Here is a 17412-nt window from a genome sequence, read left to right on the forward strand (position 1 = left end):
AGAATAGGGGACAGCCCACGCAATAATAGATTTATACAATATAGTAATAGTGTAGAAAGGTAAAAAGGAGTGAAGCAAATGAAAGATTTCAACAAAGAACTTTCCAACCTCTCCAAAAACCTAGCATCTGTAACAGTAGCTAGTGTGCTAAGAAAGCATCAAGTTAAGGATGATAAAACGAAGCTTAATAATCTACCAGAGGAGCAAAAAGAAGAATTGAGAAACATCGCTAAGAACCTAGAAGACTTAGTAAATCAATATTCTAGTGGAGAAGATATGGAAGGCTCTGAAGAACAAGTGAAACAGGTTTTATCTGAAGATAGTCCTCTTCGAATGCTATTAAATAAGAAAAAAAAGGAGCGTGATTCATAATGGCAAAAAGAAGAAATAATGTAGCGGGAGATTACTATGGCTACAGAGATGATTTTCGTAACGATTTGGGAAATAGATGCAGACGAGACAATCATAATGATGGAATTCAGCAAGATAACGCACAAGTAAATGACATCAATCAAGGATCCTTTGAAACAATTGAGGTAAGAGATTCTTGCAATGTTCATGTACGAACTTCTGATACGCAAGTAGGTGTATCCTTACAAGCAGCAATCCAGGTTGCGATTGCAATTGTTATCAATATTTCTATTGCAGATGGAGACCGAGCTGAATCTGTAACACACGAGTTGTTACAGCGTACTGGAATAGACCAAGTGAATAGACAGCATATCGTTATTGAAGGCAGCCAAGATGTAGAAGTACAAACAAGAGATACAGACGTTGCCGTTTCCCTGCAAGTATTGCTTCAAATTCTATTTGCTTTACTCATCCAGCTTGATATTCTATAAAGGTTAGTTTCTTTTGGAAATCGCAAACCCCAACCCTATGTACACTCCTTTTAATATAAATGCCAACTCCTATTAATAGGGAGTTGGCAATTTTTCTATACGATCTTATTATTTTTTATACGAATCGTCTAGCTCTTCCTCTAGTTTGTAAAATGAGCTTAGCCGACTTTGAATTAACCTTTTTAAAACCTGTTTCATATTTAGCTGGGGGTACTTTCGTATCCGTTTCTAGGGTGGTGACAGATATATTCTGGTTAACGTATGAGATTTGTTTCGCTTTCAACGACATCGTTATACCACCTTTTCTAGCAAGTATTGAATCATTTTTGTTGTAAGATTATCAATCTTTCCTAACAACATTAAATAGGAGGATGCACTTTCAAAGTGCTCTAGTTTTTGTTTGGTAATTTTACCCTCTTCTTTAAATAGTATAGCATATCCTAGTCTAAAATCACCATAATTTCGTACAAAAACAAACTCACGATGCTTCCCCTTAAAGTTTTCCTTAATTCGATCATCCCAAAATTGCGGATTTGGCTGCCGTAATGCCCACTGGATAATTCGTTTTTCTTCCTCTGAAGGTTCCGACTTCTCGTCTAAGTCTACAATCATTAAATAACTTTTTTCATCTTCCTCAACGGTATAGGCTGGGTCATTATCGAAATACAGGGCATATTCTTCACTCTTAAGTTGAAAAACCCATAAGCTTTTTAAGTCATCTGGATCTAGTTGGAATATGTTTGCAACTTCTTTATCAAACGTATTCATAAACTTTAGTATCTTTTCATTTATATCTAATTCGGAGCTTGCATCAATAGCATCTAACATTACAGCTATTTCTTCTTGGCATATTATATGTAGGTGTTGTTGTTTACCTCTTTTCATTAACAATTTCATCATTCCCGTAAAAAACAGAATATAAATAATTAGTGCTAAGGTAATTACCAGCCAATGAATGAAACGAGAGCCTTCTATACCTGGATTGAGTTTCTCGGTGAAGGGGAATAGTATGGTGCTTGTAACAAGATGTAGATGTTCTTTTGAAAGGGTAATTGCGGCGATAATAAAGCTAACAATTCCTAAAATGCTCGATATGTTACCAATACTAAGGTGCTTTCGAAATGCCATTCCACCACCCCATCTTGTCTTTAATTACATAAATATTAACAAAAGGTGGGGTGAAAAAATACATTTCTTTGTAAAAAGGGGAAATATTACCCCCTTTTTACCAACTTATTTCGTAGGCGGATGGATATACGGAATACGTTCATGAATCTCTACTATAGAAAATGTATGTGCTTTACCCTTAATTTTTACTTTGGCTTCTTGAACGGTCTTCGGAGAAATGCTTTCCCACTTACTTTTGGTGCTTGAATTAATTTTGTTAATAATGCAGAAAGCACCTCCTTCTTCATTTCCTACTCATCAGTATATTAAGTTTACAAAAAAATATCCTCACAAATTTGAAAAAATATTCAATATTTTACATGTTATAATGCATGAAGGGGGTGGTCCACTTGAAGAGAGTCTCCGGCTTTCTATTATATTTCTATACGCTGCTTTTGATCTACTCGATGTTTATTGGGTTCTCAGGCTTTTCTAGAATTCCATCTGAAGAGTATAAATATAATTTTATTCCGTTTCAGACAATTAGCTTATACTTTACCTATTATGACCACTTTCCATTATGGACTTGGCTTATTAACCTTGCTGGGAATATTGGTGTATTTGTGCCATTCGGACTTTTGCTACCTACTGTTTTTCCGAAACTGCAGCACCTACTTTCCTTCTTAGTCGTTTTTATGTTTTGTATTACCATTTTGGAATCATTACAGTTATTACTACGATTAGGAAGCTTTGATGTAGATGATATTTTACTTAACACGATTGGGGCATTGTTAGGATATCTAATTTTTAAGATCGTAAAGAAAAGGTCTAATCCTAGAGGTAGTGAATCGTAAAAAGGGCTTTCTAAACAAATAGAAGCCCATTACTGCTTATTTAATTTCCATTTCGTAAACGCTAAAAATTCCTTAAACTCTTCTTTTGATACGCCGGAGTTCATCGCTTCTTGTACAAGCCTTACCCAGTCAGCATCTAATTGTTCCATATCTGTTATGTTTGTTTCATCATGTAAAAAAGTATTAACGGAAACACCTAAAACAGATGAGACCTTTTCTAAGAACTGGATAGAAGGGTTTGATTGTAGGTTCCGCTCAATTGAACTTAAGTATGATTTTGCTACACCAGCTTGTTCCGCAAGCTCAGATAGAGACATTTTTTTCTGTAATCGAAGCTTTTTTATTCGTTCACCAATCAATACGAACCCTCCTTGCTTATTTTGATAGGCTAATTATAGCATATTGAGAAGGGGTTGTTAGTAATCATGAACACTTTAGAACAAAAAAACATGTGATTTCAAAAAAATCACATGTGAAATAACCTTATACTTTATTTTTTTGTGCTTTTTCTAATAAAAATACTTTGACTTCCTCTTTGCTCATTCCTAAATTTTTGGCCTCTTTAATAAGAAGTAACCATTCCTGATCCAAGGTATGCTCGACCTTTTTTTTCACCCGTATTCCCCTCCTAAATACTAGTGTATCAGGTAGTCCAGCCGTCCTAGCTTTTTTCGCCAGCTATCATTAGTTTTAATAGGGCGTTTTTTTATATTTCTAAAACCTTAGACCTGTGACTTTGCGTCCCCATTTTTCAATGAGTTTGCCTTTTTTCTTTTTCTTATGTATTTTGTTTCTTTATTTTAGAGGAAAAATTAGGAAAAGTCTGTTACAATATGTCGGCTTAAACTAGGAATTTTGCAACAAAATCTGCCCTTTTTATAGAAAAAGGGTGTAATGAAATAATCTCTGATTAAACGCGTAATTCCTTATGTGACAAGGAATTACACACATTTTGATGGAATAGGATTATAGGTAAATAGTAGGGTTAATATTGTCGATACATTTTTATTATTTTCGCTTGATAAGTATAAAGTAGTATAAGACTGTAGATTTCATCATTCTTACAATTAGAAAAATAAAGATATTTCTGTAATAATGGGAATACGCTCCATTAAAGATAAAGTGTATAAAAAGGTCGTGATTTCATGTTCGCTAAATCATATGTTTTATTACTCGTAACAGTCATAATTTATGCTGGAAATCTATTGGTAGGGAAGGCAATCAGTGACTTATCCCCAATCACCGTTACTTTTTGTAGGCTGCTTATTGCATTTGTTGTGCTTCTTCCACTCGGGCTTAGGCAGATAAGGGAAACACATGCTGTTTATAAAAAAGAGTGGAAACCATTAGTTGGAATGAGTATAACGGGTATCATTTTATTTAACTTTTTCGTGTACTTAGCATTAAATTATACATCCTCAACAAATGCCGGAATTGTAGAAGCGACAACTCCTATTTTTACGGTGCTTTTAGGGTTCTTCTTCTTAAAGGAACGATTACATAGGTTTCAATTGCTTGGGATGCTATTATCCTTGTTTGGCGCCATTTGGGTCATTTCGAAAGGGTCATGGGAAATGATACAAACGCTGCAAATGAACATTGGAGATATTTTTATGTTGATTGCGGTTCTATTATGGTCCATCTATACAATCATTGTGAAACAACATAATTCTAAGTTCCCTGTTTACGGTAGTTTATTGATTATGATGGGATTAGGTGTGCTCGTGTTATTTCCGTTTGCTTTGCTAGAATGGATTAATGGAGTGAATCCACCATTAACAATAAAAAGCTTTATCGGTTTATTGTATCTCGGGATATTTCCATCAATCATTGCGTTAATGTTTTGGAATCGGGCTGTTCAAGATATAGGAGCATCAACAGCATCGATCTTTTTAAATTTACTACCAGTGTTTACAACGGTTGGTGCCGTCCTATTTTTGGGAGAGAAAATTATTGTTTCACAGTTGGTCGGGGGAGCAATTGTTATAATTGGTGTACTACTAACAACGAAAAAGAAAAAGAAGTCACTGAAAAAGGTAGATGAGCAGAATATAGAAGCTGAGGTATAAGAAAAAGACGGATTCATAGAATCCGTCTTTGTTGTGGTTTAAGAAAAGATAATCATTAATCCTATAGTTAGCCCACTTCAACGATATAAAACTACTGGATAAGCTTACTTAGAAGCTTTTTGTAATTTGCTAATCATTTTTAATGATTTTCCAGTACCGATTGCCACACACTCTAATGGATCTTGTGCGATGTGAACAGGAACATCAAGTTCACTTGCTAACCAATCCTGCATACCTTTAAGTAGGGCGCCACCACCAGTAAGTGTAATACCTTGGTCTACGATGTCTCCACTTAATTCTGGAGGACAGCTTTCTAAGGTTTCTTGAATGGCTTCTAAAATTTGCTCTAACGATTCTTTTAGGGCAGATTTAATTTCTGTAGAAGATAAGGTAATGGTTTTCGGCAATCCTGTTACTAAATCCCGACCTCTTACTTCCATTGTTTCTTCTGCATGATCCACAAGTGCATGTCCAATTTGAATTTTCACCGTTTCAGCAGAGCGTTCCCCTATTAAAACGTTGTACTCTCTTCGAACATGTTGAATAATGGCTTGGTCCATTTTGTCCCCACCAACACGTGCGCTTCGAGCAGATACAATTCCACCGAAGGAAATGATGGCAACTTCACTTGTTCCACCACCGATATCTACTACCATGTTTGCTGTAGGCTCTTCTACGGGAAGACCAGCTCCAATAGCTGCTGCAATAGGTTCTTCAATTAAATGAACATACTTCGCTCCGTACTCTTTAATCGCATTATGAATGGCGCGTCGCTCTACTGATGTAGCACCTGTAGGAACACAAATGACAACAGAAGGCTTACGTAGGGAATGTCCTAATTTTTTGCTTACTTTTCGAAGCATTTCCTTCAACATTTGTGCGGTTACATCATAATCCGCAATTACGCCATCTTTTAATGGACGCACGGGGATAATGTTTTGAGGTGTCTTCCCAATCATTTGTTTTGCTTCTTCACCAACTGCAATTACATTTTTTGACGTTGTATCAATAGCAACAACAGATGGTTCATTATATACGATACCTTTATTTTTTGTATAAATTAATAAATTAGCAGTTCCGAGGTCTATGCCAATTTCTGCAGATGAGAACATATTTTACTTCCTCCATATCCAGTATTAACTCTTTGTTAGTTTACCACTATTTTAGTATATATAAAAATTAAATAATGTTAACAAAAAAATAACAGGAAGAAGTCTCCCTGTAATAAAGCTGGTTATTTTTTCTTTTCCTCAAGTAAATTGGCTAATACGTGTGCTTTGTAGACCTCAATTTTCTTTCCTTGATGATAGTGAATGCCAAGTTTTTTTAATTCATTTACGTACCATCCTTTACTACCAACGTACATGTTATTCATCCTTTCTTTCTAAAAATGAAGCACATTGTATAAATTCTTGGATGAGATTTTAATAAAATTTTATTCCTTGCAAATGGTTTATAGAACATAGAAATTGATACGCATGGAAATGACAATTTGAAAATGCAAAGATAGAGTGCATCTGCTTTAACCACCAGTTTCCATTGCTGAAATAGTGTGAACCCTGTAAAATAAATATTTTAAAAGGTTACTTAAAAATTTGCTTGCCTATACTGTTTACTAGAAAGCTAGAATAGAGGAGCTTAATAATGAATGCATTTTTAACATTTGATGAAATACAACAGAAATGCGAACAATTGAATGATAAATATGAAATAGATGAAGCGAAATTTTATCGGGTAGTCGAAAAATGGGCAAATGAAAATTTGACTGTTGATGAAAAACTGCTAGGAAGCTTCCAAGAGCTGCTAGAGGTTGTTAGTGAAGAAATTGTACAGATGGAAGAAGCAGTTCAACTGAAACCAACCTGTCAAATGGGCTGTGCTTTTTGCTGTTATTTCCCTATCATTATTAATGAGATGGAAGCAAAATTAATGAAAAATGCGATTGCTCGTATGCCAGAAGAACGTCAAACTAGGATTCATAAGCACCTACGCAACTATTTTGAACAGTATGGAAAAGAGCTTGAAGAACTAACAACATTGGACCATGAGGAGGATCCGGATTTTAAAAAGAAATATATTGCCAAGCAAATTCCTTGTCCAATGTTAAATACAGATACAAACCAGTGTATGGCATACGAAATTCGCCCTATTCCATGTCGGACGTATGTCAACTACACAAATCCATCTGTTTGTGCAGAAAATCAAATGCCCAAAGAGCCAATTAGCTATGAGTTTTTATATAATGAATATATGGGAGCACTAAACGAATTCCTACAATACCTGTACGAAGAAGGAGACACCGGATTCGTCGAGTACCCGAACGACATGTATGTATATCGCTATTTGCCTGAGTGGTTGGTTTAGGTGGGTGCCTGGCACCACCCGAATTTTGTCGAAGGAGTGGATGTCTTGGATATTGGTTGGATTCTTGCTGAAGAAAAGATTAAGTCCGCAATAAACAAGGGGGATTTAGATAATCTTCCTGGAAAAGGGAAGCCCCTACAGCTCGAGGATTTATCAGGCATTCCGGAAGAATTGCGAGCATCTTATAAAATCATGAAAAATGCTGGCATGCTTCCAGAGGAAATGAAGATCAAAAAAGAAATGGCTACCCTTGAAGAACTGCTATTGCAGTGTGCAGACGAAACCTTGAAGGCAGACTATAAACGACAGCTATCGGAGAAAAGCATTCGATTCCAAGCATTAATGGAAAAACGCAAAATATCCTCATCATCAGCTTTTGGAAATTACCAAGGAAAAATTAATAAACGAATAGGATTGTAAGAATACTAGGCTACCTTGTTAGTCTAGTTTTTTTTTGCACTTTGCTAACCTGCATCGTGAAAAAATGTGTTTTTAGCACTCAAACCGTTACCTCAGCCTAAAGTTGTAGAAAAACTTACTGCTTTTTCATGGCGAATTCGTTCTTTAAAATTTATAAGCTTTACATAAGAAATCAAGAAAGGAAGATGACCATGGAAGAGAAGGTAGTAATGATTACAGGAGCATCGAAAGGATTAGGGAAGGCACTCGCACTTGCCTTTGCTAAAGAAAAGGCAAAGCTTGCGATATGTGCAAGAGGATACGAAGCATTGCAAAAGGTGAAGGATGAGGCTGAAGCATTCGGTGCAACGGTTTTAGCAGTTGAAGCAGACCTTGCAAATCCTAATGATATAGAAAAATTTGTATCCATGACAAAATGGGAATTCGGCAAGATTGATGTGTTGATTAACAATGCCTCCATCCTCGGTCCTAGCCCGATTCCATTTTTATTAGACTATCCTGACGAAGATTTTGCAGAAGTCTTAAAAGTTAACACCATCAGTCCATTTATGGTTACAAAACAGGTTTTGCCTATAATGTTAGAACGAAATGAAGGTTCTATAATCAATGTTACTTCTGAAGCTGGAAATACAGGCTATGCAGGTTGGGGAGCTTATGGCATTTCAAAATTTGGCGTCGAAGGATTAACAGAAACGTGGGCAGATGAATTGAGCGACACGAACATTCGAATAAACATGGTGGACCCTGGTGAAATGGATACGGAAATGCATGCATTAGCTGTACCAGATTGTGATTATGAACTGGCAAATCCGGACGACTTAGTACATGTATTTTTATACCTTGCCTCAAAGCAATCAGAAGGAATCACAGGGCAACGGTTGGAAGCACAACGCTTTACGGAGGTGATCGAATGATTGCACAAGCGTTTGATTTTCACCTGCCAACCTACTTAAATGCGTCCCATCCTCCAGAAAAACGGGGCGTTCGTCGAGACCACGTGAAGATGATGGTCATAAACAGAGAAACAAATGACATTATTCATGATTGCTTTTATGCTATTGATCAATACGTAAAACCAGGAGACATGCTCGTTTTAAACAATAGTAGAACGATACCGGCAGTGTTAAAGGCAACCTTAAATCGAACGAATACAGAGTGCGAAGTGCGGCTTGCAGCAATGCGAAGGGATGATCAATGGGATGTACTCATTGTAACCCCAGAAAATGTGCAGGTTGGAGATGTGTTATCTTTTTCGGATCAACTGTACGGTGAAGTTATTAAGGAACAGGAGCAAACCCCGATTAAGACAATACGATTTTCGCAAAAAGGGACGTCTTTATTTGCATCTATTTATCAGCTAGGAGAGCCTATTCGATATGAATATATAGATGAAAAGTGGGGGCTTGACTATTATCAAACCGTTTTCGCCAATCATCCTGGTTCAGTAGAAATGCCCTCAGCTGGAAGGGCGCTTAGCTACGAGCTGTTATTCAAATTACAGAAAAAGGGTGTTAAGATTGCCTATTTACAATTGCATACAGGCTTAAGCTACCTGCTTGATGATAAATGGGACCACTCGCCGAAAAACCATCCCGAGCAATATAAAATAGCAAGGCAAACGATTCAAGATATTGAAAAAACGAAGGAAGCAAAAGGACGGGTCATTGCAGTAGGTACGACGGTTGTTCGAGCATTAGAAAGCTACGCCCAAACAAAAATCAATGCCGGCTGGACTAATTTACACATTTCAGGGGATTTTCAGCTGCAAATCGTAGATGGAATTTTAACAGGTCTACATGAACCAAAAGCAAGCCATCTCGAGCTCCTGTCTGCCTTTTTAGATCCGTCATCATTATTTCATGCTTATGAAGAGGCAATACGTAAGGAATATTTATGGCATGAATTTGGGGATATGAATTTAATTTTATAAGGAGGCGGACTTGTTGAAATTTCATCATTTCGGCTTGGAAGTCGCGGACTTATCAGCTGCAAAATCCTTTTATATACAACACCTCCATTTTCATGAGGAGATGTCGATGGAGGTTTTAGGGGAAAGGCTTGTCTTTTTACACAATGGAAAGATGCGATTAGAACTAGTGGAAGGTCAAGATAGCAAAAAGACACATATATGCTTTGAAGTAGTTGATTTCGAGTATCTTATGAAAATCGGAATGGAACAAATAGAAGGCCCCTATAGTCTTCCAAATGGTTGGAAAACCGTATTTTACAAAAGCCCTTCAGGTGAAACATTGGAGTTCTTACAAACAGAATGTTGCGAAAAATACATGATATAATAGAAGAAAGATAATAGAGGGGCGGTAAAATGGGGAATAGCTTTCGACAAGAAGAGATTCATATTTTAAAAGAAATCGCGGAGTTATTAAATGAAGGAATTGAAATCAAAACGGTCTTATCTGAGGTTCTAAAAAAGTTACTACATGTTACAGGTTTCCAGACAGGATGGATTTTTTTAGTGAATGAGGAAGGGAAGCATGAATTAGCAGCAAGTGAGTCACTACCAGCGGCCCTCTCTCAAAATGGATGTAAAAGAATGCGCCGCAAAAACTGCTGGTGTGTCGACCGATATCGTAATGGGAAATTAACGAAAGCATCCAATATTATTGAATGTCACCGGATTGAAAGAGCAATAGCAGAAAAGAGTGAGGACACAGGAGGAATCACACACCATGCGACAGTGCCACTTATGGCAGGTGAAGAGCGATTTGGTGTTCTAAATGTAGGCTCACCGTATAAAACGTTCTTTGAACCAGAAGAATTAGCACTTCTGGAATCGATTGCTTATCAAATTGGTACAGCGTTAAAACGGATAAAGCTCACACAATCCGAGCAAGAAATGGCATTAATTGCAGAACGTAACCGACTGGCAAGGGATTTGCATGATTCGGTTAATCAATTGCTCTTTTCCTTGAGTTTAACAGCAAGAGCAGGAAAAGAAATGGCAGAAAAAGAGACGGAAAAGGAAACCTTTCAATATATACAGGATTTGGCCCAGGATGCTCTCGGGGAAATGCGAGGATTAATCTGGCAGTTACGCCCTAGTGGATTGGAAAATGGTATTATCCATGGGCTAACCGAATACGCCAAAGTGCTAGGATTACAATTAAATCAGCACATAAAAGGCGTGATTCGATTATCTCAAAGGATAGAGGAAGCACTATGGAGAATAGGCCAAGAAGCAATGGCCAATTGCAAAAAGCATGCAGGTACCGATGAGATTTTTCTAGAGATGAAGAAAGATAACAAAATGGTAGAAATGAAGATTTATGATCACGGAGTAGGCTTTCACTATGATGCTACATTAGAGCTTCCTTCCTTAGGGTTAAAAAGTATGAAGCAAAGGGCAGAGCGTTTAGGTGGGAGTTTTGAATTGAAAAGCAGGAAAGGAAAAGGAACGTGGATTTCCATACAGATTCCTTTACAGATGGGGGATTAACCTATGGTACGAGTTTTAATTGCAGATGATCATCATGTTGTGCGACGAGGGCTTGTGTTTTTCCTGAAAACACAGGCTGACATTGAGATGGTAGGTGAAGCCTCCAATGGGGTGGAGGCGATTGAGCTTGCTGAAAAACTAATGCCAGATGTAATTTTAATGGACATCATGATGCCAGAATTAAATGGTATTGAAGCAACGAAGGTCATCGTCAAGAAATTTCCGCAAATAAAAGTTTTGGTGCTCACAAGTTTTTCCGATCAAGACCATGTAATACCTGCACTGGAAGCAGGTGCAACTGGGTATCAATTAAAAGATGTGCAACCAGATGAGCTTGTTAGATCTATAAAAGAAGTGATGAACGGTCAGAATTTGCTTCACCCAAAGGCAACGACACAAGTCCTATCAAATATGAATCGGGAACGGCAAAATACGATTTATTCCTTAACACGTCGAGAGCGGGATGTTTTGAAGGAAATCGCCAACGGAAAAAGCAATAAAGAGATTGCGAGTAGCTTATTTATAACAGAAAAGACCGTAAAAACGCATGTTTCAAATCTATTATCGAAATTAGGTGTAAGTGATCGCACCCAAGCAGCGTTGTATGCAGTAAAAAATGGGATGGTTGATGGAGAAAACTAGGTTGGTTTGGACCTAGTTTTTTATTGGTTTTGGGGAAGGTGGCGGCTGGATTAAAAAATATAAATTAATGAGTGATTACTCACTTTACATACATGGTTTTATATGCTTTACTTGAAGTGAGTAATCACTCACTATTGATGAGGGGAGCGACAAATATGACGACAATGATTGAAGTGAAAGGGGTTGCCCATACCTTTGGAAAGGAGCAGGTATTAAAAGATATTCATTTATCTGTTCAAAAAGGTGAAATTTTTGGTTTGTTAGGGCCATCTGGTGCTGGAAAAACAACACTGGTCAAAATGATAGTTGGAATTTTAGAAGCAGATCAAGGTGAAATCTTTGTGGATGGAGAGAAGGTTCCGTCGCTTGAGCTTATGAAATCAATTGGATATATGGCTCAGTCGGACGCTTTGTATCATGAGTTATCAGCAAATGAAAATCTTCATTTTTTTGGAACTATCTATGGATTAAGAAAGCAAGAACGGGTTCAAGCAATAGATAAAGTGCTCCGAATCGTCGATTTAACCGAGCATGTAAATAAGGAAGTCCAGAAATATTCTGGTGGTATGAAAAGAAGATTGTCGTTAGCGGCGTCACTGATGCACGACCCAAAACTATTAATCTTAGACGAACCTACAGTGGGTATCGACCCTGTACTTCGTCAATCGATTTGGGATGAGTTATACAAGCTAAAAAATGCTGGGATGACCATTGTCGTAACAACTCATGTGATGGATGAAGCAGAGAAGTGTGATCGTCTAGCAATGTTAAGAGATGGCTATGTCATTGCTTGCGATACGCCAGAAAAATTAAAGGTGAGTCAAGGCGTTTCTACAATTGAAAAAGCATTTTTGGCATATGGGGGGCGTGAACAATGAATGTAGGTGCAGTTGTAACGAGGATTATCAAGCAATTTTTACGAGATAAGCGTTCCTTAGCACTTCTCGTAATTGCACCAATCTTAGTGTTAACGCTTATTTGGCTCGTATTAGATGGGGATGATTATACGCCAATTGTAGCGATAGAAAACGTCCCACCTCCAATAGAGGAAGCTTTACATGCAGAACTAGAGGAAGATGTTGTCCAAATGTCAGAAGTGGAAGCAACGTCAGCCTTTCAAGCAGGGGAACTGGATGCATTTTTAACAGTAACCGGAATGGAGCCCAAAATAATTTTAGAAGGGAGTGATCCAACAGCAAATGCTGCAGTAATGAAAGCCATTCAGTCTGCATTTAGCACTATAACGAATCACCCTTCTGTAAAACCATCAGTGGAATATTATTATGGTTCGCAAAATTTAAATTTATTTGACCAAGTCGGTTCGGTTCTGATTGGATTTTTTGTCTTTTTCTTTGTGTTCATTATCGGTGGCATTTCCTTTTTAAGAGAACGGACGCAAGGAACCCTAGAAAAGCTATTATCCACACCGATAAAGCGTTGGCATATCGTAACCGGATATTTAGTTGGCTTTGGAATCTTTACAATTATTCAATCGCTTATTATTGTGGCGTATGCAGTTTATGTTCTAGACGTTTGGATGGTGGGGGACTTTTGGCAATTACTAATTGTTACGTTTTTATTAGCGATAACAGCCTTAACCCTTGCTACTCTTTTATCAGCCTTTGCAAATAACGAATTCCAAATGATGCAGTTTATTCCGTTGGTTATCCTCCCACAAGTATTCTTTTCAGGTATCTTTAATTTGGAAACAATGGCAGATTGGCTACAAATGCTAAGTAAGTTTATGCCTCTCACCTATGGAGCAGAAGCAATGCAGCAAGTGATGATAAAAGGAAAGGATTTATGGGATATTTGGTCTGAATTAGCAGTCATTATCGGGTTTGCAGCTTTATTCTTTGTCCTCAATATTCTTGCATTAAAGAAACATCGTAGGTTATAACAATAGATAGAGGCTTTGAGAGGAGATCGAAAATGGGTCAGCTCGATAAAGAATTTATAAAAGATTTAATGGAAGTTACAGAAAAGGAATTGACACCAAAGCAGGCGAAAATTGTTCAAGCAGCAATTGAAATATTTTCTGAAAAAGGCTTTGCGGCAACATCAACAAGTGAAATTGCAAAGCGAGCAGGGGTAGCTGAAGGAACCATTTTCCGGCATTACAAAACGAAAAAGGATTTGCTCATATCCATCGTGTTACCTGTAATATCTAAATTTGCTGTTCCATTTTTTGCAGAAAAGTTTTTAAATGAAGTATTTCATGATGAGAACCTTGAGGATATTGAAGGCTTATTAAAAATTTTAATAAAAAATCGCTTTGAATTTGTGAAAAGTAATGCTCCTCTAATTAAAATATTACTTCAGGAAATGGCGTACCATTCCGAAATTCGGGAAAGCTTTAAAACGGTATTCGTGACTAAAGTTCTACCAAAATTCCAAGCGGCAGTAGAACATTTTCAAAAGCAAAATCAGATAGCTGATTTTCCAGCCGCCACGGTACTACGACTTACGATGACTACCATAATCGGTTTTTTAGTAACACGCTTTATCATAATGCCAGATTATCCGTGGGATGATGAGAAGGAAATTGAATATACAATCCAATTTGTTCGAAATGGATTAAAAGAGATTTGATGAAGCATGTGGGCTTGGGCCCATGTGCTTTTTTTGGGTGATTGGGAGTGCTTGGGTTGCGACAAGGAGGATGTTGGGACAAGAGGGTAGTGCTGGTACAAGAGGATAGTGCTGGGACATAAAACTGGGTTTGTGAAACATAAAGCGGGTGCGGTGGAACAAAAACGGAGGAACATGATGAATAAAGTGCGTGAGCTGGAACAAAGGGGTAGTGCTGGGACATAAAACTGGGTTTGTGAAACATAAAGTGGGTGCGGTGGAACAAAAACGGAGGATTATGATGCATAAAGTGCATGCGGTGGAACAAAGGGGTAGTGCTGGGACATAAAACTGGGTTTGTGAAACATAAATCGCGTGCGGTGGAACAAAAACGGAGGATTATGATGCATAAAGTGCGTGCGGTGGAACAAAGGGGTAGTGCTGGGACATAAAACTGGGTTTGTGAAACATAAAGTAGATGCGGTGGAACAAAAACGGAGGAACATGATGCATAAAAGCTATTCAATGAAACATAAAATGAACACTGGAACATAAACGTAAATTCATGAAACATAAAGCCAACCAGATGAAACATATCCGAGTTCTGATGATACATAAGAAACAAGATTTGAAACAAAAAAATCACCGGCAAATAAAAAAACAGCCCTCAGCACAAGGACTGTTTTTATTCGACAAAATTCAACAAAAATCGGGAAGTGACAGGCACCCAAAACCCAATCTCTACATATTCGCCAAGGTGCGGATCTTTGCGAATTTTTCATCTTGAATGGGTTCGTCTTTTGCAGTTGTTAGCCATACGCCGTACATACCTAGTTGTAGTGCTGGTGCTACTTCGTTCATAAAGTTATCTCCAATAGATAGTACTTTATCTGGCTCTACATTGTAGCGTTTCAATACATCCTGAAAGTGCTTGTTTGTATTGGTTGGCTTTAAAGCGCTTGGAACGATATCTGTAAAAATGTGGTCTAAGCCTAAAAACTGCAATAGACGCTCTACATCATCTGCTTCACTGTTTGTGATCAATACTAGCTTTTTCTTATCCTTTAATTTGGTTAAATATTCTTTTAACCCAGGTGTTGCCTCTAGCATCCCGTCTAAGTTTGCCATTTGCTCTTTTGTGCGGTGGTATGCCCATTGTGTATCTTCTACCTGTAATCCGAAGTGGCGAGCGATGGAATACGGTGGCCACCATCCATCCCCGATTGGTACCCATCTTTGGTAGTCAAATTCGGATACAGCGAGTGTTTTCGGTGCGTCGTTTATCGTAACTTCTTCATTATTCCAGTCATGCGCAACCGTAAGTTCGGTTGTGAATGGATCCCAAGTCCAAATAACATCCTCCTGAACATCGTATACTTTTCCGATTGTAAGGCTATGCTCCCCTGCAAGAGATTGCTGATAAAGTCTATCAAATTCTTCGTGATGTTCTTCTGGTAGACGCTTTTTAATGTTTTGTACCATTAAAGCAAAGTGTTGATCTCCTTCATATAGAGTGCCATCTAAATCAAAGATAACCACTTCTGCTTTATCAATAAAAGAATGTAACATGTGCAAAATCCTTTCTTCCTTCTTCTCTTTTTATTGTAGAATATAATTTAGTAGATAAATCATATTTTAACATAAAGAAGAAATAAAGGGAGAGGCGTTATGAGAACGTTGTGGACATATCTTTTCACCATTAGTTATGCCTTATATAGTATATTTCCGTTGCAAAAGGTTAAAAAAGCTATTAAGAACAATTTAGTAGAACAAGAGGAGTATAAGGATTTACCGTATGCGTTTCCAAGAAAGTGGGCAAGAAAGTCCATGGAACAAACGGGCTCAACGATCAACGTGATGGGAAATGAAAAATTCCCTGATGGTCCTGTGCTTGTGGTCGCAAATCACCAAGGAAACTTTGATATTTTTGCGGTTTTAGGCTTCTTAGATAAACCACTTGGATTCATATCGAAAATGGAAGTGAAAAAGGTACCTCTTGCCCGTACCTGGATGGAATACATGCATTGCGTGTTCTTAGATCGCAAGGATAAACGCCAATCTGTAAAAGCGTTTCGAGACGGTATTCAATATTTGCAGGATGGATATTCTTTAGTAATTTTTCCAGAAGGGACGAGAAGTAAGGGGAAGCATACGAATCCGTTCAAGTCTGGTAGCTTTCGCTTAGCAACAAAAGCGGGTGTGCCGATTGTGCCGGTAGCGATAAATGGAACGTATAAGATAATGGAAGCAAATAAAAACCGAATCAAAGCTGCAAATGTAGACATTCATGTTTGCGACCCCATTACCCCAGAGGAGTATGAAGGGCTAAGTTTAGACGCATTAGCAGAGTTAACACAATCGAGAATCGTAGAAAAAATACAAAACAATTAAATTTCGATAGACTAGGAGGATGAATGTGTGCGGTCGTTATACATTGTTGGCAGAAGAACTAGACATCCTAGAAGCATTTGGTATTAGCAATCCCATTGAAGAATATCAACCACGCTACAATATTGCACCAGGTCAAAACATATTGGCGATTGTATCAGACGGGCAAAAGAAAAAAGCAGATTATTTAAAATGGGGCCTCGTTCCGAACTGGGCGAAAGATCCAAAAATCGGTTATAAGATGATTAATGCCAGGACGGAATCTGCTGCAGATAAGCCGAGCTTTAAACGATTAATGGAGCAAAGACGTTGTTTAATTGTGGCAGACAGCTTTTACGAATGGAAGCGGAATGGAAAGGAGAAGCAGCCTCTACGCATTTCCCTTCAGGATCGAAAGCTTTTTGCCTTTGCGGGTCTTTGGGATAGGTGGAAGGTAGGAGATCAAGAGTTGGTTACGTGCACTATATTAACGAAAGAGCCAAACGACTTTATGTCTGAAATTCATAATCGAATGCCTGTTATTTTACCAAAAGATAAAGAGCTAGATTGGATTGAGAAGGAAAAGAAGGATCCTTATGAAATGAGGGATTTCCTTTTAGGGTTGCCTGATGAAGCCTTAACGGCATATGAGGTGAGCTCCTATGTGAATAATGCGAAAAATGATGGTGCTGACTGTGTCTTGCCTTTAGCATAAAAACTAG

23 protein-coding genes and 1 riboswitch are annotated in these 17412 nt (G+C 37.9%); of the genes, 16 read left to right on the forward strand and 7 right to left on the reverse strand.

What is annotated here, in order from left to right; translation table 11 throughout:
* Window positions 1-78 precede the first annotated feature (78 nt).
* Complete coding sequence (locus C1A05_RS13790) at window positions 79-372, forward strand: hypothetical protein (RefSeq protein ID WP_102028825.1); 294 nt, start codon at window positions 79-81, stop codon at window positions 370-372.
* On the forward strand, window positions 372-842 hold the full coding sequence (locus C1A05_RS13795) for a spore coat protein (protein WP_102028826.1): 471 nt from the start codon (window positions 372-374) through the stop codon (window positions 840-842). The genes C1A05_RS13790 and C1A05_RS13795 overlap by 1 nt, the downstream gene beginning before the upstream one ends.
* A gap of 115 nt (window positions 843-957) precedes the next feature.
* Here the strand turns inward: C1A05_RS13795 and C1A05_RS18080 are convergent, their stop codons facing one another.
* Window positions 958-1131, reverse strand: coding sequence for a hypothetical protein (locus tag C1A05_RS18080; protein WP_159462078.1), 174 nt, complete (start codon window positions 1129-1131; stop codon window positions 958-960).
* Window positions 1132-1133: 2 nt separating this feature from the next.
* Window positions 1134-1970: a hypothetical protein gene (locus C1A05_RS13800; RefSeq protein WP_102028827.1), complete on the reverse strand. Its 837-nt coding sequence runs from the start codon at window positions 1968-1970 to the stop codon at window positions 1134-1136.
* Between the two features lie 389 nt (window positions 1971-2359).
* Here C1A05_RS13800 and C1A05_RS13805 point away from each other — a divergent pair, with 389 nt between their 5' ends.
* Window positions 2360-2803 carry a VanZ family protein gene (locus tag C1A05_RS13805; RefSeq protein ID WP_159462079.1) on the forward strand — a complete coding sequence of 148 codons (444 nt, stop codon included), beginning with the start codon at window positions 2360-2362 and terminating at the stop codon, window positions 2801-2803.
* Between the two features lie 29 nt (window positions 2804-2832).
* On the opposite strand, the gene C1A05_RS13810 is transcribed toward C1A05_RS13805, so the two are convergent.
* Together C1A05_RS13810 and C1A05_RS13815 are read right to left on the reverse strand one after the other, a co-directional pair.
* Window positions 2833-3162: a helix-turn-helix domain-containing protein gene (locus C1A05_RS13810; RefSeq protein WP_102028829.1), complete on the reverse strand. Its 330-nt coding sequence runs from the start codon at window positions 3160-3162 to the stop codon at window positions 2833-2835.
* Window positions 3163-3286: 124 nt separating this feature from the next.
* Window positions 3287-3418 (reverse strand): anti-repressor SinI family protein, encoded by a 132-nt coding sequence (locus C1A05_RS13815; protein WP_102028830.1) that lies wholly within the window; start codon window positions 3416-3418, stop codon window positions 3287-3289.
* Window positions 3419-3446: 28 nt separating this feature from the next.
* A riboswitch (cyclic di-GMP riboswitch) is annotated at window positions 3447-3578 on the reverse strand.
* Between the two features lie 370 nt (window positions 3579-3948).
* On the opposite strand from C1A05_RS13815, the gene C1A05_RS13820 reads away from it, so the two are divergent.
* Window positions 3949-4872: a DMT family transporter gene (locus tag C1A05_RS13820; protein ID WP_102028831.1), complete on the forward strand. Its 924-nt coding sequence runs from the start codon at window positions 3949-3951 to the stop codon at window positions 4870-4872.
* Between the two features lie 104 nt (window positions 4873-4976).
* Here C1A05_RS13820 and mreBH read toward each other — a convergent pair whose 3' ends face one another.
* Both mreBH and C1A05_RS13830 read right to left on the reverse strand, forming a co-directional pair.
* Window positions 4977-5984 (reverse strand): rod-share determining protein MreBH, encoded by a 1008-nt coding sequence (mreBH, locus tag C1A05_RS13825; protein WP_102028832.1) that lies wholly within the window; start codon window positions 5982-5984, stop codon window positions 4977-4979.
* 122 nt (window positions 5985-6106) lie between these two features.
* Window positions 6107-6238, reverse strand: a complete 132-nt coding sequence (locus C1A05_RS13830) for a DUF2639 domain-containing protein (RefSeq protein ID WP_102028833.1) — start codon at window positions 6236-6238, stop codon at window positions 6107-6109.
* Window positions 6239-6516: 278 nt separating this feature from the next.
* Here C1A05_RS13830 and C1A05_RS13835 point away from each other — a divergent pair, with 278 nt between their 5' ends.
* The 10 genes from C1A05_RS13835 to C1A05_RS13880 all read left to right on the forward strand — a co-directional run bounded on the left by C1A05_RS13835 (window position 6517) and on the right by C1A05_RS13880 (window position 14344).
* Window positions 6517-7236 (forward strand): YkgJ family cysteine cluster protein, encoded by a 720-nt coding sequence (locus C1A05_RS13835; RefSeq protein ID WP_102028834.1) that lies wholly within the window; start codon window positions 6517-6519, stop codon window positions 7234-7236.
* A 45-nt stretch (window positions 7237-7281) separates the two neighbouring features.
* Window positions 7282-7656: a J-domain-containing protein gene (locus tag C1A05_RS13840; RefSeq protein ID WP_102028962.1), complete on the forward strand. Its 375-nt coding sequence runs from the start codon at window positions 7282-7284 to the stop codon at window positions 7654-7656.
* A 191-nt stretch (window positions 7657-7847) separates the two neighbouring features.
* Window positions 7848-8570: an SDR family NAD(P)-dependent oxidoreductase gene (locus tag C1A05_RS13845; RefSeq protein ID WP_102028835.1), complete on the forward strand. Its 723-nt coding sequence runs from the start codon at window positions 7848-7850 to the stop codon at window positions 8568-8570.
* Entirely contained in the window at window positions 8567-9586 is a 1020-nt protein-coding gene (locus C1A05_RS13850; RefSeq protein WP_102028836.1) for an S-adenosylmethionine:tRNA ribosyltransferase-isomerase, read from the forward strand. The genes C1A05_RS13845 and C1A05_RS13850 overlap by 4 nt, the downstream gene beginning before the upstream one ends.
* Before the next feature lie 13 nt (window positions 9587-9599).
* Window positions 9600-9950, forward strand: coding sequence for a VOC family protein (locus tag C1A05_RS13855; protein ID WP_102028837.1), 351 nt, complete (start codon window positions 9600-9602; stop codon window positions 9948-9950).
* A 29-nt stretch (window positions 9951-9979) separates the two neighbouring features.
* The gene (locus C1A05_RS13860) at window positions 9980-11110 is read left to right on the forward strand and encodes a GAF domain-containing sensor histidine kinase (RefSeq protein ID WP_102028838.1); all 1131 of its coding nucleotides are present in this window, start codon (window positions 9980-9982) and stop codon (window positions 11108-11110) included.
* A 3-nt stretch (window positions 11111-11113) separates the two neighbouring features.
* Window positions 11114-11752 carry a response regulator gene (locus C1A05_RS13865; RefSeq protein ID WP_102028839.1) on the forward strand — a complete coding sequence of 213 codons (639 nt, stop codon included), beginning with the start codon at window positions 11114-11116 and terminating at the stop codon, window positions 11750-11752.
* Between the two features lie 155 nt (window positions 11753-11907).
* Window positions 11908-12630, forward strand: a complete 723-nt coding sequence (locus C1A05_RS13870; protein ID WP_102028840.1) for an ABC transporter ATP-binding protein — start codon at window positions 11908-11910, stop codon at window positions 12628-12630.
* Window positions 12627-13652 (forward strand): ABC transporter permease, encoded by a 1026-nt coding sequence (locus C1A05_RS13875; protein WP_102028841.1) that lies wholly within the window; start codon window positions 12627-12629, stop codon window positions 13650-13652. The genes C1A05_RS13870 and C1A05_RS13875 overlap by 4 nt, the downstream gene beginning before the upstream one ends.
* A gap of 32 nt (window positions 13653-13684) precedes the next feature.
* Entirely contained in the window at window positions 13685-14344 is a 660-nt protein-coding gene (locus C1A05_RS13880) for a TetR/AcrR family transcriptional regulator (protein ID WP_102028842.1), read from the forward strand.
* A gap of 720 nt (window positions 14345-15064) precedes the next feature.
* Here C1A05_RS13880 and C1A05_RS13885 read toward each other — a convergent pair.
* Complete coding sequence (locus tag C1A05_RS13885) at window positions 15065-15892, reverse strand: HAD family hydrolase (protein WP_145997319.1); 828 nt, start codon at window positions 15890-15892, stop codon at window positions 15065-15067.
* Window positions 15893-15991: 99 nt separating this feature from the next.
* Here C1A05_RS13885 and C1A05_RS13890 point away from each other — a divergent pair, with 99 nt between their 5' ends.
* Window positions 15992-16714: a lysophospholipid acyltransferase family protein gene (locus C1A05_RS13890; RefSeq protein WP_102028844.1), complete on the forward strand. Its 723-nt coding sequence runs from the start codon at window positions 15992-15994 to the stop codon at window positions 16712-16714.
* Between the two features lie 19 nt (window positions 16715-16733).
* The gene (locus tag C1A05_RS13895; protein ID WP_306373263.1) at window positions 16734-17405 is read left to right on the forward strand and encodes an SOS response-associated peptidase; all 672 of its coding nucleotides are present in this window, start codon (window positions 16734-16736) and stop codon (window positions 17403-17405) included.
* Window positions 17406-17412 lie beyond the last annotated feature (7 nt).

This window comes from Salirhabdus sp. Marseille-P4669 (genome assembly GCF_900240405.1).
Classification (GTDB): Bacteria; Bacillota; Bacilli; order Bacillales; family Alkalibacillaceae; genus OEQK01.